The sequence below is a fragment of the Mycobacterium sp. 852002-51057_SCH5723018 genome (assembly GCF_001667035.1).
GTDB lineage: Bacteria > Actinomycetota > Actinomycetes > Mycobacteriales > Mycobacteriaceae > Mycobacterium.
On record NZ_LZIR01000081.1, the window covers coordinates 110,650 to 135,579 of the forward strand.

The following is a 24,930-nucleotide window of genomic DNA, read 5'->3' on the forward strand; positions in this document are numbered from 1 at the left end:
GGAAATGCAGGAAATGCAGGTAGCGATCGTAACCGGGGCCAGCGGCGGCATCGGCTCGGCTTGCGCGGCAAAGCTGGCCGCGATGGGCATCGCGGTGCTGGTGACCGGGAGGAACCAGGACAGGCTCGCCGAATTGGCCGGGAACATCGGCGATCCGGACCGGGTCGCCACGCTTGCCGTGGACCTGAAGGACGACGACGCACCGAAGCGAATCACCGACCTCGCCGTCCACAGATGGGGCCACGTCGACTTCTTGATCAACATCGCCGGGATCGGCAGTCCCAAGCCGGTGCACGAGACCGACGACGAAACGTTGGACCACTTCCTCGATCTCATGCTGCGAGCGCCGTTTCGACTGATCCGTGAGGTGCTGCCCCACATGCGGCCCGGCTCGGCGATCATCAACGTCACGTCGACCTTCGCGGTCGTCGGCGGCCTTCGCGGCGGCGCCTACTCGGCGGCCAAGGGCGGGCTCACGGCGCTCACCACCCACATCGCCTGCCAATACGGGGCACAGGGAATCCGGTGTAACGCGGTGGCTCCCGGGGTAATTCAGACGCCGATGACCGAGCATCGTCTGCAGGATGAGCGCTTTCGGCGGATGAATATCGAGATGACGCCGCATCAGCGGTTGGGCACGGTCGACGACGTTGCGAGCACCGTGGCGTTCCTGTGTTCCCCGGGGGGCGCCTTCATCAACGGCCAGACGATCGTCGTCGACGGCGGTTGGAGCTCGACGAAGTACCTCTCCGATTTGGCGCTGAATTCCGAGTGGACACCGCGCTGATCAGGCGGATTCGAAGTGCCGGCGGATCCCGGCCAGCATGGCGGTGTGCCCCTTGACCGCCTCACGCGTGGTCACCGGCGCCAGCGGCCGGGGCGCGGCTATCCGGATTCGCTCGGTGATCCTGGTGCCGCCGTCGATCGGCGTGAAGCTCACCGTTCCGCGCAGGCGCACGCCGGGTGACTGATCGGCCTCGGTCAGGACGTCGCCGTGAGCTTGGACGTGCAGCCGTGCCCGGTAGGTGATCCGAAGTGACAAGGGGCCCAATGGAATTCGGTCTACCACCTGGTAGCTCTGCAAGTAACCGCCCGGCGTTTCGGTGCGCGACGTGGCCTGCACGGACACGATCAGCGGATGCACCAGCCTGAGGTTGTCGAGATCGACGTAGAAGTCGCGGACGGCGCCCGGCGGCGCCGGAACATCTTCGGACAGCGCCCGCTCGGCATGGGCCAGCCACCAGCTCACAGGGACAGTTCCGTAACGAGATCGGCTGTGCGCCACCAGACCAGCGCGGCGAACACCGCCAAGACGAGGATCGTCGCCGCGGCCTGGATCTGGTTGCGGCGTTCCCGCGGCGGGTAGACGTAGGCCACGGCGACCAGTCCGCCCGTGACGAGTCCGCCGACGTGCCCCTGCCAGCTGATCCGTTGCGAACTGATCGCCGGGACGACGAACGTGAAGACCAGGTTGACGACTATGACCGCGACCACCCAGCGGACGTCGAGGGTGAGCCGCTTCGCCACCACGAACGTGGCACCGAAGAGGCCGAAGATCGCGCCCGAAGCGCCCGCCGTCGCCGTGTTGAGCGGCGAGATCAGGTAGACCAGTACCGACCCGCCCAGCCCGCTCAACGCATACAGCGCGCCGAAGCGCAACCGGCCCAACCACATTTCGAGCGGTGGGCCCACGACATACAGCGCCCACATGTTGAACAGCAAATGCGTTGCGCCGTAATGCAAAAACGCCGCGGTCGCCAGCCGGTACAACTGACCGTCGGCGACGGCCGGTGGCCACAGGCTGAGCTGCTGCTCGAAATTCCCCGACGCCATTTGCGCGATGAAAACCGCGACGTTGATCGCGATCAGCGCATAGGTGACCACGGGCGTGGCCGACCGCTGCAGCCCCCCGAAGCGGGTCCGCGGCTGTCGGATCGAGCGGGCACCGGCCTCCACACACTCCACGCACTGGTGACCCACGGCAGCGGCGCGCATGCAGTCCCCGCAGATGTAGCGTTCGCACCGGTTGCAGCGCACGTAGGTCTGGCGCCCGGGATGCCGGTAACAGGTCGGCTCCTCGGCCGGCGATTCCGGCGCGCTGGGTGCACTCACCGCACCATTTTCGCCCGCGGCGCGGTATTTTGCGGACCGCCGCGGTGCCTTACTGTGTGTGGCGTGGAGTCACCGAGGTGACCGAAGTCGGCGCCGGCATCGTCGAGCGCTATTTGGAGTGCCTGGCCGCACACGATTGGGACGGCCTGGCCACCACGATTGCCGACGAAGGCTTGACCCGTGAGGGCCCGTTCTGCGACGTGGTCGAGGGCAAGCAGCACTACGTCGCCTATCTGCGCAAGGTGCTCACCAATCTCGAGGGCCACCGGCTACAGGTGCAACGGGTTTCGCACGTGAACGCCCGGTTGTCCTACGTCGAGTTGACCGAGGCGTTTGAGATCGACGGCGCCCCCGCCGCGTGGCCCGAGTGCATCCTCTTCGAGCAAGCCGACGACGGGCTGATCTCTCGCGTCAGCGTTTTCTTCAAACAGCCACAGGCCGGCCCCACTTAGCGGTCTATTCCCTCGCCCGTGGAATTGACCTAACGTGTGATAGATGGAGCCAGACGGAACGCCGGAGACGGTGCCGGTCGAGAAATTGCACTCGGGCGACCCGATCACCGATTGTGGTCAGCGGTACATAGTTCTCGAATCGAAAGCGCTCGGCGATAGCTGCGTGGTCCTCGAACTCGAGTCCAGAGTGGACCATCAGTTGCAGGTTATCGAGAAATCCTTTCCGGCCGGGTACCACGTCGGCCGTGCCAACCACCGAATTTTGTAGCCGTTTTCCTCTCGCAAAGCCGCGACACGTAGCCGTTCGACGGCTACCGCGCATTCACGCCATTCGAGGCGCGCCGGCTCCGGCAAATGCCAAAACCGTTGGCGCGCAATACTAATCGCTCGGCCGGTCGCGGCCGCCGCCGGTGACGAGGGCTTGTTGCCCGAAGTCCGCATCCGCGCGTGCCCGTCGACACGTTTGACCGTGCCCTCAAACCGGTAACCTTGCTGCCAGGGACGCGATTGCACCCCTGATAACTGAGCGGATCGACCCGCCACACATGGTTGGTGTTATCGCGTGGCCGTCCTGGAGCGCATCTGTGGACAGGCCCCTGACACGCCAGGATCATTGGGCGCGGTAGACGTAATCGAAGGGTGACGGAGTGAAGATTCCTGGTGTGGCCAGCGTCGTCGCCGGCGAGGCGGGCGGGGCCGCACAAGTGTTGCGGGCCGGCGTGTCGACCGCGGCCGGCGCGGCCGGCACCGTGCAGACGCTCACCAGCCCGGTCGCCGAGCTGGCCGGCCCGGTGGTTCACTCGATGGCCCAAACGACGGGCCGCGCGATCGGGATAGGCGTCACCTCCGACAGCTCCAACGGCGTCGCGCCGCCGGTGCGCTGGCAGAGCGGGCGGCGCGTGCACCTCGACCTGGACCCGCTGCTGCCCTTCCCCGCGTGGCACGAGCACGCGCCGGTCGTCGAGGAGCCGGTTCGCCGGATCCCCGGCGTGGCCACGGCGCACGTCGAGGGCGCCCTTGGCCGGCTCGTGGTCGAGCTGGACAGCGCGGCCGACGGCGACCGTGTTTTGGACGAGATACGGGAGACCGTCTGCAACGTGGCCGCCGACCTCGCCATGGCCGGGCCCACGTCGGCAACGCGGACCGCACCCTTCGCCGACCCGGGCAACCCGTTGGCGATCCTGGTGCCGGTAACCGCCGCGGCGATGGACGTCGCCGCGATCGGCGCCGCGGTCACCGGCTGGCTGGGCCGGCTGCCCGTCGCGCCGCGAAGCGCGCGCGCCGCGGCCGCCCTGCTGAATCACCAGCCGCGCGTGGTCGCCGTCCTGGAATCGCGGCTGGGTCGGGTCGGCACCGACATCGCACTCAGCGCCTCGACCGCCTTGGCCAACGGGCTGACCCAGGCGGTCGGCACCCCCCTGCTCGATCTCGCGCAACGCAGCCTGCAGATCTCCGAGGCGTCGGCGCACCGTCAGCGATGGCGCGAGCGGGAGCCGGAGCTGGCCTCGCCCAAGCGGCCCCAGGCCCCGGTGGTCCCCGTCATCTCGTCGGCCGGGCCCAAGTCCCAGGCGCCGCGCCACAACTGGGCGGCCGCGGCCGCGGGTGAGGTTTCGCATGTCATGGTCGGGGGGGCCATCGACGCCGCCATCGACACCGCGAAGGGCTCGATGGCAGGTCCGGTGGAGGAGTACGCCGATCAGGCCGCCAACGCCTCGTTGATCGCCGCGGCGGGCGCGCTGCTGGCCGGCGGCGGCACCGAAGACGCGGCCGGGGCGCTGCTGGCCGGCGTGCCGAGGGCCGCGCACGTGGGCCGCCAGACGTTCGCCGCGGTATTGGGCCGCGGGCTCGCCAACGCCGGGCAACTGATCCTCGACCCCGGCGCTCTGCGCCGCCTGGACCGGGTGAAGGTCGTCGTGATCGACGGGGCCGCGCTGCGCGGTGACCACCGCGCCGTGTTGGTGGCCCGGGGAGACCTGCCCGGCTGGGACGAGGACCGCGTCTACGAGGTGGCCGACGCGCTGCTGCACGGCGAGGAGGCCCCCGAGCCCGATCCCGACGAGCTGCCGGCCACCGGGGCCCGCCTGCACTGGCTGCGGGCGCAGGGACCGTCGACGACCCCCGCCCAGGGGCTCGAACACGCCGACCTCGTGGTCGACGGCGAACGCGTCGGCAGCGTCGACGTGGGCTGGGAGGTCGACCCGTTCGCGATCCCGCTGCTGCAGACCGCGCACCGCACCGGCGCTCGGGTGGTGTTGCGCCACGTCGCCGGCACCGAGGATCTGACCGCCAGCGTCGCCGTGAGTCACCCGGCGGGGACCCCGCTGCTCAGGTTGGTGCGCGACCTGCGGACCGATCGCGGCCCGGTGCTGCTGATCACCGCGCTGCACCGCGACTTCGCGTCGACCGACACGCTGGCCGCCCTGGCCATCGCCGACGTCGGGATAGCCCTCGACGACCCGCAAGCGGCGACCCCGTGGACCGCCGACATCATCACCGGCACCGATCTGGCCGCGGCGGTCCGCATCTTGTCCGCGCTGCCGGTCGCGCGGGAGGCCACCGAGTCGTCGGTGCGCCTCGCCAAGGGCGGCAGCACCCTGGCCGGGCTGCTGTTGGTGACCGGGGAACCCGGCTCGGTCAACCCGTTGGCCCTGCAGCGCTGGCTCAATCCGGTGAACGCGGCCGCCGCGGCCGCGTTGATGTCGGGCGCCTTCTCGGCCACCCGGGCGCTGCGGCAGCCGGACCCGACGCCCCAGCCGCTGACCGCCTGGCACGCCCTTGACCCCGAGATCGTCTACTCGCGGTTGGCAAGCCGCACCCGACCCTTGGCCGTCGAGCCCGGTACCGCGCCGTGGCGACAGCTCCTCGGCGACCTGTCCTACAACCCGGTCATCGCGCCGCTGCGGGGCCCGGCCACCCGGGTGGGGCGGCTGCTGTCGGCGACACGGGCCGAGCTCGCCGATCCGCTGACACCGATCCTCGCGGTGGGAGCGGCGGCCTCGGCAATCGTTGGCAGCAATGTGGACGCGCTGCTGGTCGCGGGCGTGATGACGGCCAACGCGCTTGCCGGTGGGGTGCAGCGGTTGCGGGCCGAGGCGGCGGTGGCCGAGCTGTTCGCCGAACAGGATCAACACGCGCGCCGCGTCGTTTTGCCCACGGTCGCCACGGCGCACCGCCGGCTGGAGGCGGCCCGTTCCATCGAGCGGACCGTCACGGTCAGCGCGAAATCGCTGCGCCCGGGCGACATCATCGACCTGGCCGCCCCGGAGGTGGTGCCCGCGGACGCAAGACTGCTGGTGGCCGACGACCTCGAGGTCGACGAGTCCTTCCTCACCGGAGAGTCGCTGCCGGTGGACAAGCAGGTCGAGCCCGTCGCGGTCGCCGACACCGACCGGGCCAGCATGCTGTTCGAGGGCAGCACCATCGTCGCCGGGCGCGCCCGCGCGATCGTCGTGGCCACCGGCGCCGGGACCGCGGCGCAACGCGCGATCACGGCGATCTCCGATGTCGAGTCCGCCGCGGGCGTGCAGGCGCGGCTGCGTGAGCTGACCAGCAAGGTGCTCCCGCTGACGCTCGCCGGCGGCGCGGCGGTGACGGGTTTGGCCCTGGCACACCGGGGTTCGCTGCGTCAGGCGGTCGCCGACGGCGTCGCGATCGCCGTGGCCGCCGTCCCGGAGGGCCTGCCGCTGGTGGCCACCCTCTCCCAGCTGGCCGCCGCCCAGCGTTTGTCGCGGCGCGGCGCGCTGGTGCGCACGCCTCGGGCCGTCGAAGCGCTGGGCCGGGTACAGACCGTCTGTTTCGACAAGACCGGCACGCTCACCGAAAACCACCTGCGCGTCGTCTGCTGCGTGCCGCACGGCACCAGCGCCGAGGGTCCGTTTCCTGACGCGGGTGACCCGAGGGCCGCCGAGGTGTTGCGGGCCGCCGCGCGGAGCTGCGGCGAGCCGCAAAACGGGCAGGGCCACGCGCACGCCACCGACGAGGCCATCCTCACGGCCGCGGAATCCCTTGATGGGCAAGGCGATCCGGAATGGAACGTACTGGCCGAGGTGCCGTTCGAGTCCAGCCGCGGTTACTCCGCGTCGGTCGGCCTCGTCGGCGCCGACGCGGGACCGATGCTGATTGTGAAGGGCGCTCCCGAAGAGATCCTGCCGCGCTGCCGGTTCGCCGATGCCGACGCCGACGCCGACCTCGAGGAGGCCGAGTCCTTGGTGTTGCGCCTGGCCGGGCAGGGCCTGCGCGTGCTGGCGGTGGCGCAGCGCCGTTGGGAGCGCGGGACCACCGAGGACGACACCGACGCCGACGACGTCGACGCCGCCGCGTGCGACCTCGAGCTGATCGGCTACGTCGGATTGGCCGACACCGCACGGGAATCGGCGCGCCCGCTGATCGAGGCGCTGGTCGAATCCGGTCGCAGAGTCGTGCTGATCACCGGCGATCACCCGGTGACCGCCCGCGCGATCGCCCGCCAACTTGGCCTGCCGTCCGATGCGCGGGAGGTGAGCGGCGCTGAACTCGCCGCCCTCGACGAGGACGCTCGGGCCAAACTGGCCGCCGACGTCCAGGTCTTCGCCCGCGTCAGCCCGGAGCAAAAGGTCCAGATCGTCGCGGCGCTGCAGCGCGGCGGGCAGGTGACGGCGATGGTCGGTGACGGGGCCAACGACGCCGCCGCGATCCGGATGGCCGACGTGGGCATCGGGGTGAGCGGGCGCGGTTCGTCGGCCGCGCGCGGGGCCGCCGATATCGTCTTGACCGACAACGATCTTGGTGTGCTGCTCGACGCGCTGGTCGAGGGCCGCGGCATGTGGGGCGGGGTCCGCGACGCGGTGGGCATCCTGGTCGGCGGCAACGTGGGCGAGGTGCTCTTCACCATCATCGGGACCGCGCTGGGCACCGGCCGCGCGCCGGTGGGCACGCGGCAACTGCTGCTGGTGAACCTGCTCACCGACATGTTTCCCGCGCTTGCGGTCGCCGTCACCCCGCAGTACCCCCAGCCCGAAGAGGCCGAAGACGGGATCGACCGTGACGCCGACGAGCTGCAGCGCGCGTTCCAGCGTGCGGCGCTGGCCGAACCGGCGCCTTCCCTCGACGCCCCGCTCATGCGCCAGATCGTCACCCGCGGCGCCGTCACGGCCGCTGGAGCGACGGCGGCGTGGGCCATCGGCCGCTGGACTCCGGGCACCGAACGCCGCACGTCCACAATGGGACTCACCGCGCTGGTGACCACGCAGCTCGCGCAAACCCTGCTGACGCGCCGCCACAGCCCGCTGGTGTTGGGCACGGCGCTGGGCAGCGCGGGTGTCTTGGTCGCCATCGTCCAAACTCCCGGCGTAAGCCAGTTCTTCGGGTGTACCCCGCTCGGGCCGGTCGCCTGGTCGGGCGTGATCGGCGCGACGGCCGGCGCGACCGCCGTCTCGGTGCTGGCGCCCAACTGGCTGGCCAAGAGGGTCGAAGCCCTGGAGCCCAAGCAGGAGTTGTAGGGGCTTTCGCGTCAGCCCGACAGCTCCTTGCGCACGACCTTGCCGGCCGGATTGCGCGGGATGCTGTCGACGATGTGGATGTCCCTGGGCTGTTCGAAGCGAGAGACCCTGCCCTGCAAGTACTCCCGCAATACCGTCGGGTCGATGGCGCCTTCCGGCTTCGCCACGACGAAGGCGGCCAGTCGCTGACCGAACTGCTCGTCGGGCACGCCGATCACCGCGTTGTCGGCGACATCGGGGTGTTCGGCGAGCGCGTTTTCGACCGCGCGCGGATACACGTTCTCCCCGCCGGAGATGATCATGTCGTCTTCGCGACCGACGATGAACAGCCGGCCCGCGTTGTCGAGATAGCCCATGTCCCCGGTGCTGGTCATGTTCTCGACGACGGCCTTGGCTTCATCAGCATCCGAGCCGCCGGTGTAGCCCTCGCTGGCCAGCTCGCCGCCTACGAAGATGCGCCCGGTCACGCGCGGACCGACGGGCCTGTCGTTCTTGTCGAAGATGCGCACGGGGCAACCCGCAACCGGCTTCCCGACGGTCTCGGGGGCGTCCCGCAGGTCGGCCGGCGTGGCGAGGGCGCCGATGCCGACCTCGGTGGAGCCGTAACCGTTGTAGAGGATGTCGCCGTAGGCGTCCATGAACCGCTGCCCGAGGGTGGGGTCGAGCCGGTCGCCGCTCGACAGCACCACGCGCAGGTAGGGCAACGGGTTTCGCGCCCGCACCCGGTGGGGCAGTTCGAGGATGCGCGCGAGCACCACCGGGACCGCCGTGAACGCGTCGGCGCGATGCAGCGACGCCTGGGCGAGCGCGGCTTCGGCGTCGAAGTGGCGATGGGTCAGTACGGTGCCGCCGAGGGCCACCGTCAGCATCAGCATCCCGAGCCCCAGCCCGTGAAACATCGGCATTGCCACCGAGGTCCGCGACCCGGTGTGCAACCCGGTGCGATCGAGGATCGTCACCCACACGCCCACCGCCGACCGCAGCTGCGGGGCGCGCGGCACCCCTTTGGGCTTTCCGGTGGTGCCCGACGTGAGCAAGATGATCCGGCCGGGCGCCGAGACGCCGGGCCGCGGGTCCCCGTCGCGTGCATCGACGGTCTGCGGGTCGACGACCGTGACCGATGCGCCGGCTTCAGAGGCGGCGCGCGCCCGTTCGGCGAATTCCTCGTCGGCGACGATCGTCGTGATCCGGTGTGCGCTGACGGCGGCGGCCAGCGCATCGACGCGGAAATCGGTGTTGACGAGCACCACGTCGGCGCCCACCAACGCCACGGCGAAGAACGCCTTGACGAAGCCGCGTCCGTTGCGGCACATGACCCCCACAGCTTGGCCGGGTCCGATTCCAGCGTCGGACAACTCGCGGGCAAGGGATTCGGTCTCGTGCCGGAGTTCGCCGTAGTTCAGGGCGCCGTCGTCATCGACGATCGCGCCCCTGTTCGGCCACCGAGCCGCCGTGACCGCCAGCAGCGTGTAGGGATTGGTGCCGCCCCGGCGGGCCTCGCGCAGCAGCCGGAACCCCGCGACGGGAGAGGGCGGGCTCAGCAAGCCGGAACGCAGCAGCGCCCGGGCCGCGGTGGCAATTACGCCGTCGGTCATCGTTGCGCCTCGGGGGCACCCGGATTGGCGAAGAAGCGGCGGTGCCACAGCCGGGCCGCGCGCTCGGCGGGGCCGGCCAGCAGCACCGAGGCTAGCTCGGCCGGCCACACCCAGGGCGGTTCGTTGGTGCGGGGCCGCGCGATGACCGCTTTGGCGATCGCGTCGGCGGCTTCGTCCGGGGACAGGCCGGGCAACCGGCCCAGGATCGGCGTTGGCGCGATCATCCGGGTGCGAACCAGTGCGAAGTAGACCGACGTGACGTCCACGCCGTCGACGTGCAGTTCCGGTGCCACGCTGCGCAGCCAGCGATCGAACGCTCCCTTGGACGCTTGGTACGCGCCCCATTGCGGGCCTGGTGCGACACGCACGCCGACGCTCGAAACGTTCACGATGTGCCCGCCGCCGCGCTCGCGCATCGCCGGTAAAAGGCCGAGCAGCAACCAGATCGGCCCCAAGTAGTTGATGGCGATGGTGCGGTGAAAGTCATGCGGGCGGTCATACTGGTCATGCAACGAGCGGCGCAGGGACTTGCCGGCGTTACTCACCACAATGTCCAGCGCGCCGTGGTTTGCGGTGATCCGCTTCGTCAGTCCCGCGACGGCGGCCTCGTCGGTGAGATCGGTCGGGTAGGCGACGGCCCGGCCCCCGCCGGCGTTGATCGCCGCCGCGACGTCGTCGAGCCTCTCCGCCGACCGGGCCACGATCAGCACCGTCGCTCCCGCGGCGGCCATTTTGCGGGCGGTCGCTTCGCCGATGCCATAGGACGCGCCCGTCACCAGCACCGTCTTGCCGGATACGGCGCGGCGCAGCTTGTCGGGATCCGAGACCCGCGCCGGATTAGCCAACCGGTCGGTGGCCCCCGCGATGGCCTTCGGTACGGCCTGCTTGAAGGGCCGCGCTATCACGTTCACGTTCACTGCCGCGTTCACTCCGAACTGCGCGCCGAGGGTGCCGCTCTGGCTTGACCGTAATCCTCGACTCGGGCTCCAGCTAGCAGACCACACCGGCGTCCGGTCCCGCGCTTCGCCCCGTCATAGGGCCGTGTCCGGCGGCAAGCAGACGCACCGATTCTCCCAGCGCGCGTGGTCTTTACACACCTGCAATAATTGCCAGGGAACTCACTGTTTAGGCACTCGTACAGATGGGCACTTTTGCGGCATGATTGCACGTCACATCCCTCGTTATCTTGGTTCCGCGGTAGTTGCGGCATCGGGCATCAGCGCCTCGGTGTTCGCGGCTGCCCTCCCCTCCGCCTCCGCACAGCCGTGTCCAGACGTGCAGGTGGTGTTCGCCCGGGGTACCGGGGAGCCTCCTGGCGTCGGCCCCACTGGGCAGGCATTCGTCGACTCCCTGCGCTCGCGCGTGGGCGGGAAGTCGGTCGATGTGTATCCGGTGAACTATCCCGCTAGCAACGAGTGGGAGACCGGCCTCGACGGCATTCGAGACGCCGGCGCTCACGTCGTTTCCATGGCGCACGACTGCCCCAACACCAAGATGGTGCTGAGCGGCTACTCGCAAGGGGCGGCCGTGATGGGATTCGTCACCTCGGCCGCCGTACCGGACGGGGTCGATCCCGCGACCGTGCCGAAACCGATGGACCCCGAGGTGGCCAACCACGTGTCGTCGGTGGTGCTGTTCGGCATGCCCAACGTCCGCGCGATGAACTTCCTCAACCAGCCCCCGGTTGCGATCGGCCCGCTGTATCAGCCGAAGACCATCAAGGTGTGCGCTCCCGAGGACCCGGTCTGCTCTGACGGGATGAATTTCGCCGCGCACGACACCTACGCATCCGACGGGGCAATAATCGAGAAGGGCGCGGCCTTCGCGGCCAGCCGTATCGGCGACGGCCCCACCGCGCCGGCCGGCGTCGGTCCGGCCGCGCCGACCACCGTCGTCGCGTCTCCAAGCGGGGGCTTCGGCAGCTGACCTGATTTGTTCGTCAGGGACTAGCGCCAGGGCGGGCTAGTCCCTGACGAACCCCTTGTTGCGCATCAGGGCATCCGCCAGGAATCCGTCGTGCGGGATCTGCGGCGCCGCATAGAAAGTCGGGTGGCCGCGGTAAACGTTGGCGACCGTCGGTTCGGCTAGCAGCTCGTCGATCAGGTTCTCGTCACCGGTCATCGCGGTGACGACCAGCGAATGCCGCAGTGGCTCCACCCCGGCGCCGCGCGGCCACGACGAAACCCACACGCACGGAAACGGCAACTCGATGTTGAGCTTGCCGACATCGGGTTCGGCCATCAGGTGCACGGCTGGGCGCAGCGCGGCGTGGCCGTCCCCTAACGCGGCGACCACCCGATCGGCGCCCAGCAACGGCATCGTGCCCGCCGCCTTGACCGCCAGATAGTCGGCCAGCGCCCGCGCCTTCTCGATGGGCTGGGTGGGCAGGATCGCTCGCTCGTCCTCGGCGGGGAGCGCCTCGATCGTCGCCAATCGGTCGGCGAGCGCCGCGGCCAGCGGGGCTGGGTCGCCCTCGTAGAGCACCGCGGTGGTGTTGACGCACGCCATTCCGCCCAGGTTGGCGATCGAGTCGACGATGAGGTCGAGGTAGTCGCGCCAATCGCGGTCGGCCGTGATCAGGATCTTGGCTCGGCCGGGCCCGTTGACCATCACGGCGGGATCATCGATGTACTTGTCCACGACGTCCTGGCCGCCATACACCATGGCAAGGTCGGCCGACCGGATGATGTCGTCGGCGCCGCCGTGGTCGGTGGGCAGATAGACCGCGTCTTCGGGGCGAAACCCCGACTGGCGCAATGCATTAACCAGCCGGTGACCGGTCAGCGGCTCCCGGCGCGACGGGCGCACCGCCACCCGGTAGCCCAGCGCGAGCGCCTGCGGCCACAGGCCGTGCACGCCGGGGCCGTTCCCGGCCGCGTGCACGGCGAACACCTCGCCGCGCCGCGCCCACACCGCGCCGCCGGTGCGGGTGTGCTGCTCGCGCCAGTCGAAGACGGCCCCGGCGGGGCGGGCCGGCCGCACCGCATCGAACGCGGCGGCGACGGCGTCGGCCACGCTGCGTGCCCCGGCGCGGGTCACCGCGATCGGAAGGCCCGAAATCCGGCTGGCCAGGCGGACATAGCTCTCAAAGTCCAGCCCGCCGATCACGGCGGTCGAGAAGACCGCGGCGGCATCGGCCAGCGCCGCCTCGCGCTGCGCGACCGGCAGCGGCCGGGCCCTGCGCTGCGCGCCGATGGTTCGCGAAACATACAGCGGTGGAACGATGCTCAGCTCGGCAACCGCAACCCCCGCGGTGCTCCTGATGACCTCGCGGTTGCGGGTCCGGTACTCACCGCGCGTACCGAGAGCGTCCAGGCACACCAAATCGGTTGTGGCACCCGAGGCTTCGCGCCCCATGCTCAATACACACCTTCGATGACGGCCTCGCCCTCGAAGGTGGTCACGGGCCGCACCTCGCTGAGGGAGTCGCTGAGCTGCCCCGCCGGCCCGGGCATCCTGATCGCCAGGTCGCGCTCCAGGTTGTTCGGTATGAACATTCCCTTGCTGATGTGGTTCATCACCACCTGGCCCGGCTGCCCGTATGACACTCGTTCTCCCGTCTCGGGATCGACCACCCAGAACACCACGTAGGGTGTCCGCGGGTCGAAGACGAACGAGTCGCCGTCGGTGATTCGGGTGATCGCTTGAGAAAGCACCATGGTGCTGCCGAAGGCCATGGTGATCGTCGTGTCCGGAAAAATCTCGCGCAGCAGGTCAAGGGTGTCGGCATCCACATGTGCACCGCTGAGCAACAGGTAGCGGATCTTCTCGTTCACCAGGTCCACCACGCGGTCGTCGCGGGCGATCGCCTCGAGCAGCGGCGGAGTCGTGTGCAGGTTGGCGATGTCCTGCGTCTGCAGAACGAACACGGCCTGCTCGACAAGGTGATCGACGTAGGCGGCCACCTCGTGGGCCGCATTGCGCGCCGCGACCTTTTTCACCCAGCGCGGGTCGATGTCGATCGCGTGGAAGATCGCGCCCAGCCGCTCGGCAACCAAACGGGAGAAGTAGCCGACGCCGTGCGGGCCGCTCGGCATCAGGCACAGGAAGCCCCGGCCGGGGACGAAGCCGCCCGTGGTGAAGTCCTCCGTCTGCCACTGGACGACCTGGGCGATCCAATCCGGCATCTGCACAGTCCGTTTCGGAGCCCCGGTGGTGCCGCCGGATTCGAATATCTGGGGCACCGGCGGGGCCGATCCGTAGCCACGCGGGATGAGATCCTCGACCGCCACACCGCGCAGTTCGTTGACGAGGTTGGGAAACAGGCGCAGATCCGCAAAGGTTTTGACGTCGGTCAACGGGTCGAAATCCAGCGTCCGGGCGGTCCGCAACCAGAACGGCGAGCCGGTGTCCTCGCCGAAGTGCCAAGCGATCGCCGCGCGCAGGTACGCCTCGGGATCTTCGACCGGTGCCGAACTGGGGAGGTCCAACAGCGAAAAATCGCCCACGCCGTCGATCCTGTCGCATCCCCGAAGGGCCGACAACCGCGCGAGCTGTCCGCGGGCAGACGCGCCTTGAACGTTGCCCCATGCCCGGGCAAATTCTTTCTTGCCAGCAGGCTTCGGCGACGCTTCATTTCCCAAATATGCGAGCCTGGCGCAGAGTCGTAGGCGTGCGCGCCGGGCGCCCGCCGACCGCAAGCCGCCAGAACGAGGAGGCCGTCAAGGGATTCGAGCGAACGACGCTGTCCGCCGTCCGGGAGAAGATCGCGCACGGCAACGCCGAACGGCTGCTGCGCGATTAGGCCGCGGCATCCCGAAGAGCCTCCCGACGAGAATTGTGCAGCCTACGCGGGTCGACGCCCGCGCGCCGCCATGCCTGGGCCGCCCACGGCAGGTAGATGAACGGCAGGGGCAGCCGGTTGATCAGCGGGTTCAGCGCACGCATCGCGGCGGCGAACCGCTGAAAACGCCTCTCCTTCTTGGCATCCCACTCCAGCCCGCACACCTCGCGCATCCGCGGCGGCAGGGTGCCCACCAGCACCAGCCGGGTGTAGGCATTGAGCGGCGCGGACAAGGTTTTCCAGACCGGCCCGGGAATCCACCGCGGGCCCGGAATCCCCTTCCGGATGTAGCCGGTGCCGTACAGCACCGTCTTGTGCGGGACGAACCGGTCGAGCATCTCGTCCCAGTAGGCGAGGAACTCGTCATAGGTCTGCGGCTGGCCGCGATCGCTGACCCCGTAGAGGCCGTACCAGACCTTGCCCTCGTTGAAGATCTGCTCCTTTTCGGCGCGGGACAACCGGCGGATGAACGTGTCGGTGGTGTAGATGACCTGGTCGACGAACGTGGCGTGCGCCCAGTAGAACAGCTCGGGGTTCAGCGCGTGATACCTCGAGCCGTCGCTGATGGTGCCCTTGATCGGTTTGTGGAAATCGCGCACCTTGCGGCCCCACCCGTGCGGATCGTCGGAGTAGACGGTTTTCATCAGCGGCGGTGCGGTCCGCTTGGCGCGGCCCAACATATCGCTGAAAATCACCGAGTGATCGAGCACGCCCTGGGCGAGCTGCTCGATGCAGTTCTCGACGCCCGCCGTGCGCTGGAAGCCGAAGAACTGGGTGCGGTGATCTCCGTAGAACTTCCAGATCAACGACTCGGGCCCCAGGCGCGGCGACGCGTCGGCGATTGCGTCGTCAACCGGCCGCTCAACCAGGACAGGCACCGCCTCGCGCACACCAGCGTCGAAATCCCGCTCAGCCCATTGCGCCGTCATCCCTATCCCCTCGGGTGCTCAGTAGTGAGTCAGAGAAACAAATAGGTATCTTTGTGTCACGATAACATCGTCTTCGCCGACGTTGCCGTGAGGGTCGTGACCAATGCAAAAGCACAGCCTTGTCCTGGGCGACAAGACCGACCTCGACCGCGCCATCCTGGACACCGCGCGAGCCGTCTTCGAGACCTACGGCGTGCGCCGCGCCAACATCGAAGACGTAGCCGCCCGCGCCGGCGTCAGCCGGAGCACCATCTACCGGCGTTTTCCGACCAAGGACGACCTGTTCGAGCAGGTGGTGCGGCGCGAGGCCGAGCACTTCTTCAGCACGTTGGACCAGGCCACCGCGGGATGCAACCCGCAGGAGGCCGTGATCGAGGCTTTCGCCCTCGGGGTGCGCCTGATCCAGGACTCGCGGCTGTACTCCCGGATCGTCGAGAGCGAGCCAGAGCTTTTCGGCCTGTTTTCCCGATCCGACGCCTTCCCGATTCGCCAGTTCGCCGACGGCATCGCCCATACGCTGCGGCGTTGCGGGGCCGACATCCCCGACCCCGACCTGGCCAACATCTCCGACGTCCTGCTCAGGGTCGCCCTGGGCATCATCGTCTTTCCCACCGACCGGCTCGACACAGCGGACCAGGCGGCCGTCCGCGACTACGCCGCCCGCTACCTGGTTCCGATCATCGGTCGCTAGCGGGGTTCGACTTGTCGGGGCCCTGAATTAGCCTGATAGCCGTGTCTGGCTTTTCTGGGGCACCGCGCACCCGGTACGCCAGTTGCGGCGACACGGACATCGCCTACCAGATTTTCGGCGATGGACCGATCGACCTGCTGCTGCTTCCCGGCCCGTCCATCCCGATCGACTCGGTCGACGCCGAGCCGTCGATGTACCGCTTTCATCGGCGGCTGGCCTCGTTCGCCAGGGTGATCCGGCTCGACCAACGCGGGATCGGGCTGTCGTCGCGCGTCCCCTCGGCGGACGTGATCGGCCCGAAATTCTGGGCCAAGGACGTAATCGCCGTCATGAACGCGGTGGGATGCGAGCGGGCGACGGTGGTTGCGCCCGGCTTCACCTCGATGACCGGACTCGTGCTGGCCGCCGAGCACCCCGACCGGGTGCACAGCCTGGTGATCATCAACGGCGCGGCCCGCACGTTGTACGCGCCCGACTACCCGATGGGCAGCCAAATCGACACCATCGATCTGTACACGACCGTCGGAATCGATCCGGACGCGGTCGATCAGGGCTTCGACATGCTCGGCATCATCGCCCCCAGCGTCGCCCGCGACGACGCGTTCCGCGGCTGGTGGGACGCGGCCGGCAACCGTGCCGCCTCACCCAGCATGGCCCGCGCGATGATCAAGGCCATCCGGGAGGCCGACGTCCGCGACACGCTGCCGCGCATCACCGCGCCGACGCTCATCCTGCACCGCGCCGACTCGCAATTCACCCCGGTCGCGCACGGCCATTACCTCGCCGAGCACATCGCCGGGTCGCACATCGTCGAGCTGCCGGGCGACGACACCCTGTACTGGGTCGGCAACACGGGGCCGATGCTCGACGAGATCGAGGAGTTCATCACCGGCATGCGGGGCGGTTCGGACGCCGAGCGGCTACTCACCACGATCGTGTTCACCGACATCGTCGGCTCCACCGAGCGGGCCGCCCTGCTCGGCGACGGCCGGTGGCGCGACCTGTTGGACAACCACGACACCATCATTCGCCACGAACTGCAGCGCTTCGGCGGGCGTGAAGTCAACACCGCGGGCGACGGATTCGTCGCCACCTTCTCCAGCCCGAGCGCCGCGCTCGCCTGCGCCGACGACATCGTCGACGCGGTACGGGTGCTGGGCATCGAGGTGCGGGTGGGCATCCACGCCGGCGAGGTCGAGGTGCGCGGCGTGGCGAAAAACGACGTCGCCGGCATGGCCGTGCACATCGGCGCGCGGGTTGGCGCGCTGGCCGGACCCAGCGAGGTTCTGGTGTCCTCCACGGTGCGTGACATCGTCACCGGCTCGCGGCACCGGTTCTCCGATCGAGGCGCGAGCGCGCTCAAAGGCGTGCCCGGTGAGTGGCGGCTGTACGCCCTGGTCCGCGAGCGCGCCGCGGTGCGGCGGTAACGCATCCCACATCCACCGCCGGTCGAGGTACCCGGCGCCTCGGCGTAGGCTGCCAACAGGCGTGTGTCGGAGCCAGGGGCGGTGCGGCCCCACTTCGATTTCCCATGTAACACTTGGTTTTTGATCGAAGGAGTGCGTGTGACCGACGTACACGTTTCGCTGCCGCCCGCGTTGCGCCGAGCGCTGGACCTGCTCGCGGATCCGCCGGCCGATCCAGATATGAGCAAGGGCTACCTGAACCTGCTCGGCAATGGATCCGACGCGGGCGAGGCCGTCCCGAAGAACACCGGCCCGATCCAGGCGGCGTGGGCATCGCCGATCGGGTCGATGCTCTACGACAACGCCCAGGCCCTTTCGCGCAGGCTGATCAGCGCATGGCAGCTGCCCATCGAGTGGCTGAACATCCCGGCCGGCGGCGTCGCGCTGGACGTCGGCTCGGGTCCGGGTAACGTCACCGCGTCGCTGGCGCGCGCGGCCGGCCCCGATGGACTGGCACTGGGCGTCGACATCTCCGAGCCCATGCTGGCGCGCGCCGTCCGCAATGAGGCCGGGCCGCAGGTCGGCTTCATCAAGGCCGACGCCCAACGACTCCCATTGCGCGACAACACAGTCGATGCGGTGGTCTCCACCGCCGTGCTGCAGCTGGTGCCGGATCCGACGGCGGCCCTGGCCGAGATGGCGCGGGTGCTGCGGGCGGGCGGCAGGCTGGCGATCATGGTGCCCACCGTCGGGTGGGCCGCCCGGTTTTGGCAGAAGCTGCCGAACGTCGGGGCACATGTGTTTGGCGACGACGAAATCGGCGACATCCTCGAAGACAACGGATTCGTCAGCGTGCGGACCAAGAACTACGGCACGTTTCAGTGGGTGCGCGCCCGGAAGGGCTAGTCTCAGTCCCGTTTGAAAGCCGGGTGGTTGCGCGCCAGCACCCCGAGCAGCAGTTCGGGCGGCGCGACCCGGAAGAGGGCCGCCGCCGCGCGGTTGGCGCGGCCCGGGACCACCACGGCCTTGCCCGCCGCGAGGCCGTCGATCCCGGCCTGCGCCACCTTTTCGGCGGGAACCCACATCACCCTTGGCAGGGCCGATTCGGCTTCCTCCTTGGAGAAGCCGGCCGCCTCGCCGAACCCGGTATCGACCGGGCCGGGACACAGCGCGGTCGCGCTGACCCCGGTGCCGCGCAATTCGCCGCGCAGGCTATGGGTGTAGGACAACACGAACGCCTTCGCCGCGCCGTACGCGGCCTGGCCCGGCAGCGGCCCGAACCCGGCCACCGAGGCGACGTTCAGCACGGCGCCTCGACGGCGGTCCACCATCGCCGGCAGGAACCGGCTGCACAGGTCCACCACGGCGGCCACGTCGACCTCGACCAGGTTGACTTCTTGCTCAGGAACCGATTTCGCGACGAGACCGAGCGTCGACAAGCCGGCGTTGTTGACCAGGATGTCAGGGATCAGGCCCAGCGCCGCCACTCGGTCGGGCAGAGCGGCCCGCGCCGCGCGATCGGACAGGTCGGCCGGTAGCGGGTGCGCCTGCGGTCCCAGCCCGCCGGCGAGTTCTTCGAGCCGGTCGGCGCTGCGCGCCACCAGCACAACCTGGTAGCCGCGCCGGGAAAGTATTTCGGCGAACTGTTCGCCGATGCCCGACGAAGCTCCGGTGACGATGGCGGCGCGATCCTCGCCCGGCGGTGGAAGGGCCATCTCAGCCTCCGCTTCCCCCGTCGGACGTCTGTGCCAGCGAGGCGAGCCGGTCGATGGACTCGCGCAGCATGTCGGCCGTCGTCGAACGGGCCCTCTCCATTCGGGTGCTGTCAGTCAGGCCCGTCCAGTCGTAGGTGTGGGTCACGCTGGTGAGCGTTTCGTTGATGGGGTGGAGTTCCCAGCGCCACAGATGGCCGGGCGGCTGCTTTTTCGGTTCCGCCGGGCACCAGGCGATCTTGCTGCCTTCGATGAATTCGACGACGTGGTTCTCCCGCACGGCACCATTGGTCAGCGTCGTTTTGAAGATGTCACCGACCCGGCGAACGCGCTGGCCTGGAGCGGAGGAGGCGAGGTTGTTGTTGCCGTCCCAGCTGGGTTGGAGGGCGGGGTCGGCGATCAGTTCGAAAATGCGCTCGGCGCTGGCTGAGACGACGCGGGCGGCGCTGACGACGCGTTCCGGGGGTTCGGGTTCCATGCCGCTATCCAAACACGTCGGCCAGCCGGTGCGGTTCCTCGCGCAGCTGTGACTTTGGGCCGACGCGTCGGGGACTTTCGGCCATGGAAAGCGTTGGCCGCCGGCTGCGATTGTGGTCTTGCCGGAACTACCGGTGGTCCGTCCGAAGTCAGTAAGCCCCTTCGGCGGAGGGCCCCCACAAGCCCTCTCGCCCACCTCACAGAAGGGGATCTGGCTTCGGACGGACCATTTACGAGACCACCCGGAACCACCGACGAGTCCGGCCTACCCCGCTCGCAGGGCCTCGACGGGGCCGGACAGGCTCGACTTGATGTAGCGGGTGTCATCGTCGGCCAGCACCTCGGCGTCGCCCCGCTCGATGCCGTCGACGATCTGCCTTGCCACCTGGCGCGGGTCGTTCTTGGGCACGTCGAAGCCCGACGTCATGTCCGTCTCGGTGAAGCTCAGGTGGACTCCGGTCACCAAGGTGCCCTGCTTCTCCAGCTCGAGCCGCAGCGAGTTCGTCGCCGACCACAAGGCCGCCTTGGAGGCACCGTAGCCGCCGAAGCCGGCCACCCAGGACAAGATGGAATGGATGTCGACCAGCGCCCCGCCGCCGTTGTCGGCCAGGATCGGTGCAAAAGCCTTGGCGACCCGCAGCGCACCGAAGTAGTTCGTCTCGAAGACGGCCCGCGCTTCCTCGATGTCGGAGCTGAGCAGATTCGACGCACCGATGATGCCGGCATTGTTGATGACGATATTGGCATCCGGGGCCGTAACGGCGAGTGCGGCAACGGAATTCGGTTTGGTGACGTCGAGCTCGACACTCACCACGCGCGGGTCGTCGCTCGGCTTGGGTGCGCGTGCCGTGGCGTACACCTTGGCCGCGCCCCGCTGCAACAACTCCTCCACGATGGTCTTGCCGAGCCCGCGCTGACCGCCGGTAACCACGACCGTCGACCCCTTGATGTTGACCATGACACAACTCCCTGACGTAAGTGAACCCGCTTTGAATCTGTCACCGTAGTTGACCGTGATGACATAGGCAAGTAAATTTAGACTATGTCTTCGACATGGGCTGCGTCACAGCGGTACGGGCTAGTTCCGGCACCCGGCGGCCTGGGGCTGGTTCAGGACTTCCTCAACACCATGGGCATCGGCGGATACGGCCCCGACCTGCTGGGCGACGCCGCGCCCGCCGCGGACTGGGCGGCCGGCGCGGTGCGGACGTGGTCGGCCTTGCGTGGCTTCGACGTGCGACCGCCGGCCCTCACCGACACCGATGTATCGAGGCTGCGCAGTTTGCGGGGCACGATCACGGGGCTGGTCACCGGACAACCGCCGGGCGAGCAGGCCGCGGGTCCTGTTTCGGCGTGTCTCGCGGTGTCGCAGACGGGGGCGGTGCGGCTGGAACCCACCGGCAACGGCTGGCGCTGGCTCGCCTCGGCGCTGTGGGCGGAAATCTTGCTGAGCCAGCAGGACGGCACCTGGCAGCGGATCAAACGATGCCGCAACGATGCTTGCGAGGCGACGTTCTACGACCGCTCGAAAAACAACAGCGGGGTGTGGCACGACGTGAAGACGTGCGGCAACGCCGCCAATTTGCGGGCTTCGCGGGCGCGCCGGCGCGAACGCGCGGCGCAGGGCCGCTAACTCGTTGTCATTTGGCGCGTTTGGTCATCGCCATCAGCAGCGCTCGGCGCCCCTGCGCATGATCCGGGGTCGGCGGGCCCCGTGGCGCGGCTTGCCGCTCCTCAGGACGGCGTAGAGCGCGTTGCAGGCGCGCGCCTTGATCGGGGTGACGACGTCAAAATTGGCTGGATTCTGGTTGATCCAGGCCGGCAGTGTTGCCACAGTCTTCCAATCCCTTGTCCGTTCGGCCGGTAAGCGGCTCTTTGAATTGCACCGGATTACACCGAATTGCACCGCGGTCGCCTTACGGTGTTGCCGCGCCGCGGTAAACGTCACGAAAAGCGGTCTGTGTCGTCAGGCACATTCGCCGCGGCCATGACCGACTCGTCACAAATCTGTCGTCGTTCATGTCATCGTAGCGGCTCGCTCGACGTCGAGAAGCTGCTCACCGCGGCGCTCCTCGTCGTAGGCCTTCCGGCCGCCCCGCAGGCCGAACAGCCGTTTCGAGACCAGCAGGTAGACCACGGCGGCCACATTGATCGTAAAGGTGACCAGGCGGGTCATCGTGATGCCCTTGAGCAGGTCATGGACCTCCAGCGGCAGAAACACCGAGGTGGCCACCACCGCGAAGTACTCGCCCCAGCGCTTCAGCAACCACAGGCCGACACCCTCTATGACCTCGATCAGCGCGTAGCCGGCCAACATCAACGTCAGCAGCGCCAACGTGGATGGCTTGGTGGCCAGCGCCTTTTCCAGCTCGTGGACGATCGTCATCTGGTCGACCTTGAAACCGGCGGCGCGAAAGATCGGCAGGTCGCGGTCCAGAGTGGCCTGGATCGCCCCCCTCGCACCGCGGAATTTCCACACGGCATACGCCGCAAGCGCGATCACCACCGCTCGAAACAGCCGTTCGACGGCCAGCGTACGAATGATGATGGCCTGGCGTAACGCCTTGCCACGCATGATCATCGGTGCGTCCTCGGCGCGGCCGCGTCCATGCGGCTCGCCTACGGTGTATTCGCCGCAGCGCAGGCAGCGCCACACTTCGCCCAGCCCGGTGGTGCCGCTGAGCCGGGCGGCGAGTGCCTCGTCGTCCGGCGCGTAGGTGACATGCCCCGCCAGCGCGCAGGTGACCAATTCCCACCGGTTGATGCCGCGTTCTTTGCGCATGGCCGATCATCGGATGCCGGTAGCTAACGACGCAAGGGGGCGCGCAGAGCGATCAGAATCGCACCCTGCTGCGCGGGCGCGCGGCGGTGGGGCTCACCGCCCCCAGCAGGCCGGCGAACTCGGCGGCCGGAATCTCGTCCAGGTGATCGACCGCGGCGACGAGGTCGGCGCGCAGGGCGTCGTCGCAGAAGGGTTCGGCGAGCCAGTCGAACTTGTCGATGACGCGTTCCCAGGACATGGGACGGGTGGGCGAGCCCTCGTAATCGGCCTGCTCGCGGCTGAAGTTCCGCCCGTCGCGCGTCACCACGTGCACCCGCGCCGCGGTGCGCTGGGGGTAGTCCGCGGTGAGGTCGGGCGCCGCCTTGACGTCCACCCGTGCCAGCAGGTCCTGGACGTCGACGCGCAGAACCCGTTCGGCCTCAAGTTGTTCGGGACCGACCCCGCCGTCGAGCAGCGCCACCGCGCTCAGATATTTGAGGTTGTAGTCGGCCTGTTCCTTGGTCAGCGGATGCTCCTTGTCGCCGTACGCGCCGCCGCCGGCGAAGTCATAGGCGCCCTGAAAGACTTCGAGCTGCACCTGCGCGACGTCATCGCCGCGCAGTCCGCGGTCACCGCGGATCGCCAAGACCGCGTCAATGATGGCCTGGCCGTGGATAAGTGAGCAGTACTGCTTCAGGTACGTCTGCTCGACGCAGCTGAGTTCCCTGTCGTCGGTGTGAAAGTCGATCGGCTGATCGAAGAGCTGCGCCAGGCCGTGTGGGCCTTCGAATAGCGACTTCGGGCCGGTGATGCCGCGGCCGGCCAACATCGTGGTGTACACCGCGCGCATGCCGGTGCTGGCCGGCGAAATGCCCTTCCAGTTCGAAACCGGTTCGGCGTGTACGGTTGCCAGCGACACGTTGTCGGCCGCGGCGGCCGCGATGGCGTTGGCGGTGGCCTCGGCGTCCAGCCCGAGCACCTTCGCCGAGCCCGCCGCGACCGACATCGCCAGTTGCAGGGCGTGATTGATCCCGCGCGCCATCACCGGAACCTGAGCGCTGAACCGGCATTGGACCTCGTAGGCGACCGCCAGGGCCAGCAGAAAATCCGCACCGCTGGCGTCGACGTGCTCGGCGACGGCCAGCACCGCGCCGAAGTTGTCGGCGGGGTGGCACAGTCCTCCGACCGTGAGATACGTGTCGAGCAGGTCGGGGTAGCGCACCAGCACCGTGTTGAAGAACGCCGCCTGGTCGACCGATGCCCGCCCGCCGCCGACCAGGGTGGCAGTGGGGACGCCGCTGAATTGCCCGGTGTGCTCGCGGATCGTTGCGATGAGCTCCCCGTCCAACGACCCTACGGCGCAGGCGACGCTGTCCAGCACGTTGCGCTTCAACAAGGCCCGGTGCCGATCGCTCAGGTCCCGCTGCTGGGCGCCGACGACGAAGCCGGCGAGGTCGTCGACAACGTAGCTCTGCGCCATGGGTTTTCGTCCTTTCGTCGATACCCCCACTGAAGCGCCGCGGCGACCCGCTGTCCAGGATCGAGCCCCTACCAGTGCTCGACTCGGCTTACTACCGCAGGTCGGCGGCCGATTCGAGGGCGCCGCGGTGGGGGTCGTCACCCGGGATCCACCAGCGGCCCGCGGGAGGCGCGAGCCATCCGCGGCCGCACGCGATCGTCAACAGGGAGTCGACCACGCGGGCGACGCCGGCCCGGTCGTCGTCTTGGCGGTGCACCAACGACCAAGTCCACAAGGGAATCGGCTCGGCGACGGGACGCTGACCCAGGCTGGGTGGGATCACCGCGGTATGGCGTTTCGGCGAGGCGAGCACGGCGGCGCCGATCTTGCGGACGTGCATATAAAACGCGTCCCCGGTCACGCCCCCGTCGTCGATCCTGACGACGCGTGCGCCGGTGTCGGCGGCGAACTCCTCGGCAAACCGATTCCACGACGACCACACCGACTCGTCGGCGTCAACGAGCACGTGGACTTCTTGTGCCGCAACGGGTTCCGGCGAGCAGGTACCGGGAGCGACAGCGTGTAGGGGCTCGGCGCGCAGCAGGTGGGCCGTCAGCCCGCGCTGCTTGACCTGCTCGGCGGTGACCCAGGCCAGCGCGATGTCCAGGGTGCCCTCGGCGACGCGGTCGGCTTGGGCGTGCGACGGCAGCACCCACTCGTCGATCCGCAGCGCCACCGAGGTCCCAGCCAAGCCGTGGATGTCATCGGGTAACCAGCTGACGTAGCCCAACCGCACCGGAGCGCTTTGCGCGGCCGCCCGTCGCAGCCGGTGCTTGGCATCGTCGGCCAGGGACAGGATCCGCCGGGCGTCGGCGAGCAACGACTGTCCGGCTTGAGTGAGCCGAACGCTGCGCCGGTCCCGCACGAACAGGTCGGCGCCCAGTTCGCGCTCCAGCGCGATGATTTGCTGCGACAATGCGGGCCCGGAGATGCGGACTCGCCTCGCCGCCCGACCGAAATGCAGCTCCTCTGCGACGGCCACGAAGTAGCGCAGCTGCCGCAGTTCCATCTACCGA

24 protein-coding genes are annotated in these 24,930 nt (G+C 68.9%); 10 read left to right on the forward strand and 14 right to left on the reverse strand.

Annotated elements, in window-relative coordinates; all coding sequences use genetic code 11:
- The first annotated feature begins 4 nt into the window (after positions 1-4).
- Positions 5-787 carry an SDR family NAD(P)-dependent oxidoreductase gene (locus A5764_RS17535; RefSeq protein ID WP_197501586.1) on the forward strand — a complete coding sequence of 261 codons (783 nt, stop codon included), beginning with the start codon at positions 5-7 and terminating at the stop codon, positions 785-787.
- Here the strand turns inward: A5764_RS17535 and A5764_RS17540 are convergent, their stop codons facing one another.
- Both A5764_RS17540 and A5764_RS17545 read right to left on the reverse strand, forming a co-directional pair.
- Complete coding sequence (locus A5764_RS17540) at positions 788-1,249, reverse strand: SRPBCC family protein (protein ID WP_067114804.1); 462 nt, start codon at positions 1,247-1,249, stop codon at positions 788-790.
- Positions 1,246-2,112 carry a rhomboid family intramembrane serine protease gene (locus A5764_RS17545; protein WP_067114806.1) on the reverse strand — a complete coding sequence of 289 codons (867 nt, stop codon included), beginning with the start codon at positions 2,110-2,112 and terminating at the stop codon, positions 1,246-1,248. Before A5764_RS17545 ends, A5764_RS17540 begins: the two co-directional genes overlap by 4 nt.
- Positions 2,113-2,189: 77 nt before the next feature.
- On the opposite strand from A5764_RS17545, the gene A5764_RS17550 reads away from it, so the two are divergent.
- The 3 genes from A5764_RS17550 (at position 2,190) to A5764_RS17560 (ending at position 8,041) form a co-directional block, all read left to right on the forward strand.
- Entirely contained in the window at positions 2,190-2,564 is a 375-nt protein-coding gene (locus A5764_RS17550; protein WP_067114875.1) for a nuclear transport factor 2 family protein, read from the forward strand.
- A 43-nt stretch (positions 2,565-2,607) separates the two neighbouring features.
- A complete protein-coding gene (locus tag A5764_RS17555) occupies positions 2,608-2,832 on the forward strand; it encodes a hypothetical protein (RefSeq protein WP_067114808.1) in 225 nt (74 codons plus the stop codon).
- Positions 2,833-3,211: 379 nt separating this feature from the next.
- Positions 3,212-8,041: a cation-translocating P-type ATPase gene (locus A5764_RS17560; protein WP_067114809.1), complete on the forward strand. Its 4,830-nt coding sequence runs from the start codon at positions 3,212-3,214 to the stop codon at positions 8,039-8,041.
- A gap of 11 nt (positions 8,042-8,052) precedes the next feature.
- On the opposite strand, the gene A5764_RS17565 is transcribed toward A5764_RS17560, so the two are convergent.
- Positions 8,053-9,636, reverse strand: coding sequence for an AMP-binding protein (locus tag A5764_RS17565; protein ID WP_067114810.1), 1,584 nt, complete (start codon positions 9,634-9,636; stop codon positions 8,053-8,055).
- Complete coding sequence (locus tag A5764_RS17570) at positions 9,633-10,538, reverse strand: SDR family NAD(P)-dependent oxidoreductase (RefSeq protein ID WP_231989743.1); 906 nt, start codon at positions 10,536-10,538, stop codon at positions 9,633-9,635. Before A5764_RS17570 ends, A5764_RS17565 begins: the two co-directional genes overlap by 4 nt.
- Before the next feature lie 256 nt (positions 10,539-10,794).
- Between A5764_RS17570 and A5764_RS17575 the strand changes: the two genes are divergently transcribed.
- On the forward strand, positions 10,795-11,562 hold the full coding sequence (locus tag A5764_RS17575; protein WP_067114814.1) for a cutinase family protein: 768 nt from the start codon (positions 10,795-10,797) through the stop codon (positions 11,560-11,562).
- A gap of 36 nt (positions 11,563-11,598) precedes the next feature.
- On the opposite strand, the gene A5764_RS17580 is transcribed toward A5764_RS17575, so the two are convergent.
- Together A5764_RS17580 and A5764_RS17585 are read right to left on the reverse strand one after the other, a co-directional pair.
- On the reverse strand, positions 11,599-12,960 hold the full coding sequence (locus A5764_RS17580) for an aldehyde dehydrogenase family protein (RefSeq protein ID WP_067114879.1): 1,362 nt from the start codon (positions 12,958-12,960) through the stop codon (positions 11,599-11,601).
- A gap of 35 nt (positions 12,961-12,995) precedes the next feature.
- Positions 12,996-14,093 (reverse strand): AMP-binding protein, encoded by a 1,098-nt coding sequence (locus A5764_RS17585; RefSeq protein ID WP_067114877.1) that lies wholly within the window; start codon positions 14,091-14,093, stop codon positions 12,996-12,998.
- A gap of 155 nt (positions 14,094-14,248) precedes the next feature.
- Between A5764_RS17585 and A5764_RS29710 the strand changes: the two genes are divergently transcribed.
- Positions 14,249-14,380, forward strand: coding sequence for a hypothetical protein (locus A5764_RS29710; RefSeq protein ID WP_255361094.1), 132 nt, complete (start codon positions 14,249-14,251; stop codon positions 14,378-14,380).
- Here A5764_RS29710 and A5764_RS17590 read toward each other — a convergent pair.
- On the reverse strand, positions 14,377-15,348 hold the full coding sequence (locus A5764_RS17590) for an oxygenase MpaB family protein (RefSeq protein ID WP_067114816.1): 972 nt from the start codon (positions 15,346-15,348) through the stop codon (positions 14,377-14,379). The genes A5764_RS29710 and A5764_RS17590 overlap by 4 nt on opposite strands.
- 103 nt (positions 15,349-15,451) lie before the next feature.
- Between A5764_RS17590 and A5764_RS17595 the strand changes: the two genes are divergently transcribed.
- From A5764_RS17595 to A5764_RS17605, 3 genes are all read left to right on the forward strand, one after another.
- A complete protein-coding gene (locus A5764_RS17595; RefSeq protein ID WP_067114818.1) occupies positions 15,452-16,039 on the forward strand; it encodes a TetR/AcrR family transcriptional regulator in 588 nt (195 codons plus the stop codon).
- 41 nt (positions 16,040-16,080) lie between these two features.
- Positions 16,081-17,466 carry an adenylate/guanylate cyclase domain-containing protein gene (locus tag A5764_RS17600; protein ID WP_067114820.1) on the forward strand — a complete coding sequence of 462 codons (1,386 nt, stop codon included), beginning with the start codon at positions 16,081-16,083 and terminating at the stop codon, positions 17,464-17,466.
- 138 nt (positions 17,467-17,604) lie between these two features.
- Entirely contained in the window at positions 17,605-18,351 is a 747-nt protein-coding gene (locus A5764_RS17605) for a class I SAM-dependent methyltransferase (RefSeq protein ID WP_067114881.1), read from the forward strand.
- A gap of 2 nt (positions 18,352-18,353) precedes the next feature.
- On the opposite strand, the gene A5764_RS17610 is transcribed toward A5764_RS17605, so the two are convergent.
- The 3 genes from A5764_RS17610 to A5764_RS17620 all read right to left on the reverse strand — a co-directional run bounded on the left by A5764_RS17610 (position 18,354) and on the right by A5764_RS17620 (position 20,592).
- On the reverse strand, positions 18,354-19,160 hold the full coding sequence (locus A5764_RS17610) for an SDR family oxidoreductase (protein ID WP_067114823.1): 807 nt from the start codon (positions 19,158-19,160) through the stop codon (positions 18,354-18,356).
- Position 19,161: 1 nt separating this feature from the next.
- Entirely contained in the window at positions 19,162-19,635 is a 474-nt protein-coding gene (locus A5764_RS17615; protein WP_067114824.1) for an SRPBCC family protein, read from the reverse strand.
- A gap of 264 nt (positions 19,636-19,899) precedes the next feature.
- Positions 19,900-20,592 (reverse strand): SDR family oxidoreductase, encoded by a 693-nt coding sequence (locus A5764_RS17620; RefSeq protein WP_067114826.1) that lies wholly within the window; start codon positions 20,590-20,592, stop codon positions 19,900-19,902.
- Between the two features lie 84 nt (positions 20,593-20,676).
- Between A5764_RS17620 and A5764_RS17625 the strand changes: the two genes are divergently transcribed.
- Complete coding sequence (locus A5764_RS17625; protein ID WP_231989741.1) at positions 20,677-21,267, forward strand: CGNR zinc finger domain-containing protein; 591 nt, start codon at positions 20,677-20,679, stop codon at positions 21,265-21,267.
- A 33-nt stretch (positions 21,268-21,300) separates the two neighbouring features.
- On the opposite strand, the gene A5764_RS28930 is transcribed toward A5764_RS17625, so the two are convergent.
- From A5764_RS28930 to A5764_RS29860, 4 genes are all read right to left on the reverse strand, one after another.
- Entirely contained in the window at positions 21,301-21,468 is a 168-nt protein-coding gene (locus A5764_RS28930; protein ID WP_197501588.1) for a hypothetical protein, read from the reverse strand.
- A gap of 183 nt (positions 21,469-21,651) precedes the next feature.
- Positions 21,652-22,416 carry a DUF2127 domain-containing protein gene (locus tag A5764_RS17630; protein ID WP_067114828.1) on the reverse strand — a complete coding sequence of 255 codons (765 nt, stop codon included), beginning with the start codon at positions 22,414-22,416 and terminating at the stop codon, positions 21,652-21,654.
- A gap of 52 nt (positions 22,417-22,468) precedes the next feature.
- Positions 22,469-23,875 carry an MmgE/PrpD family protein gene (locus tag A5764_RS17635; RefSeq protein WP_067114829.1) on the reverse strand — a complete coding sequence of 469 codons (1,407 nt, stop codon included), beginning with the start codon at positions 23,873-23,875 and terminating at the stop codon, positions 22,469-22,471.
- Between the two features lie 91 nt (positions 23,876-23,966).
- On the reverse strand, positions 23,967-24,923 hold the full coding sequence (locus tag A5764_RS29860; RefSeq protein ID WP_067114830.1) for a LysR family transcriptional regulator: 957 nt from the start codon (positions 24,921-24,923) through the stop codon (positions 23,967-23,969).
- Between the last annotated feature and the right edge of the window lie 7 nt (positions 24,924-24,930).

Bases quoted from the DNA above. Each gene is read 5' to 3' on its own strand.
- A5764_RS17610 (WP_067114823.1), bottom strand. From the start codon at position 19,160: ATGGCCCTTCCACCGCCGGGCGAGGATCGCGCCGCCATCGTCACCGGA.
- A5764_RS17635 (WP_067114829.1), bottom strand. From the start codon at position 23,875: ATGGCGCAGAGCTACGTTGTCGACGACCTCGCCGGCTTCGTCGTCGGC.
- A5764_RS17615 (WP_067114824.1), bottom strand. From the start codon at position 19,635: ATGGAACCCGAACCCCCGGAACGCGTCGTCAGCGCCGCCCGCGTCGTC.
- A5764_RS17590 (WP_067114816.1), bottom strand. From the start codon at position 15,348: ATGACGGCGCAATGGGCTGAGCGGGATTTCGACGCTGGTGTGCGCGAG.
- A5764_RS17620 (WP_067114826.1), bottom strand. From the start codon at position 20,592: ATGGTCAACATCAAGGGGTCGACGGTCGTGGTTACCGGCGGTCAGCGC.
- A5764_RS17595 (WP_067114818.1), top strand. From the start codon at position 15,452: ATGCAAAAGCACAGCCTTGTCCTGGGCGACAAGACCGACCTCGACCGC.
- A5764_RS17565 (WP_067114810.1), bottom strand. From the start codon at position 9,636: ATGACCGACGGCGTAATTGCCACCGCGGCCCGGGCGCTGCTGCGTTCC.
- A5764_RS29860 (WP_067114830.1), bottom strand. From the start codon at position 24,923: ATGGAACTGCGGCAGCTGCGCTACTTCGTGGCCGTCGCAGAGGAGCTG.
- A5764_RS17575 (WP_067114814.1), top strand. From the start codon at position 10,795: ATGATTGCACGTCACATCCCTCGTTATCTTGGTTCCGCGGTAGTTGCG.
- A5764_RS17535 (WP_197501586.1), top strand. From the start codon at position 5: ATGCAGGAAATGCAGGTAGCGATCGTAACCGGGGCCAGCGGCGGCATC.
- A5764_RS17625 (WP_231989741.1), top strand. From the start codon at position 20,677: ATGTCTTCGACATGGGCTGCGTCACAGCGGTACGGGCTAGTTCCGGCA.
- A5764_RS17555 (WP_067114808.1), top strand. From the start codon at position 2,608: ATGGAGCCAGACGGAACGCCGGAGACGGTGCCGGTCGAGAAATTGCAC.
- A5764_RS17630 (WP_067114828.1), bottom strand. From the start codon at position 22,416: ATGCGCAAAGAACGCGGCATCAACCGGTGGGAATTGGTCACCTGCGCG.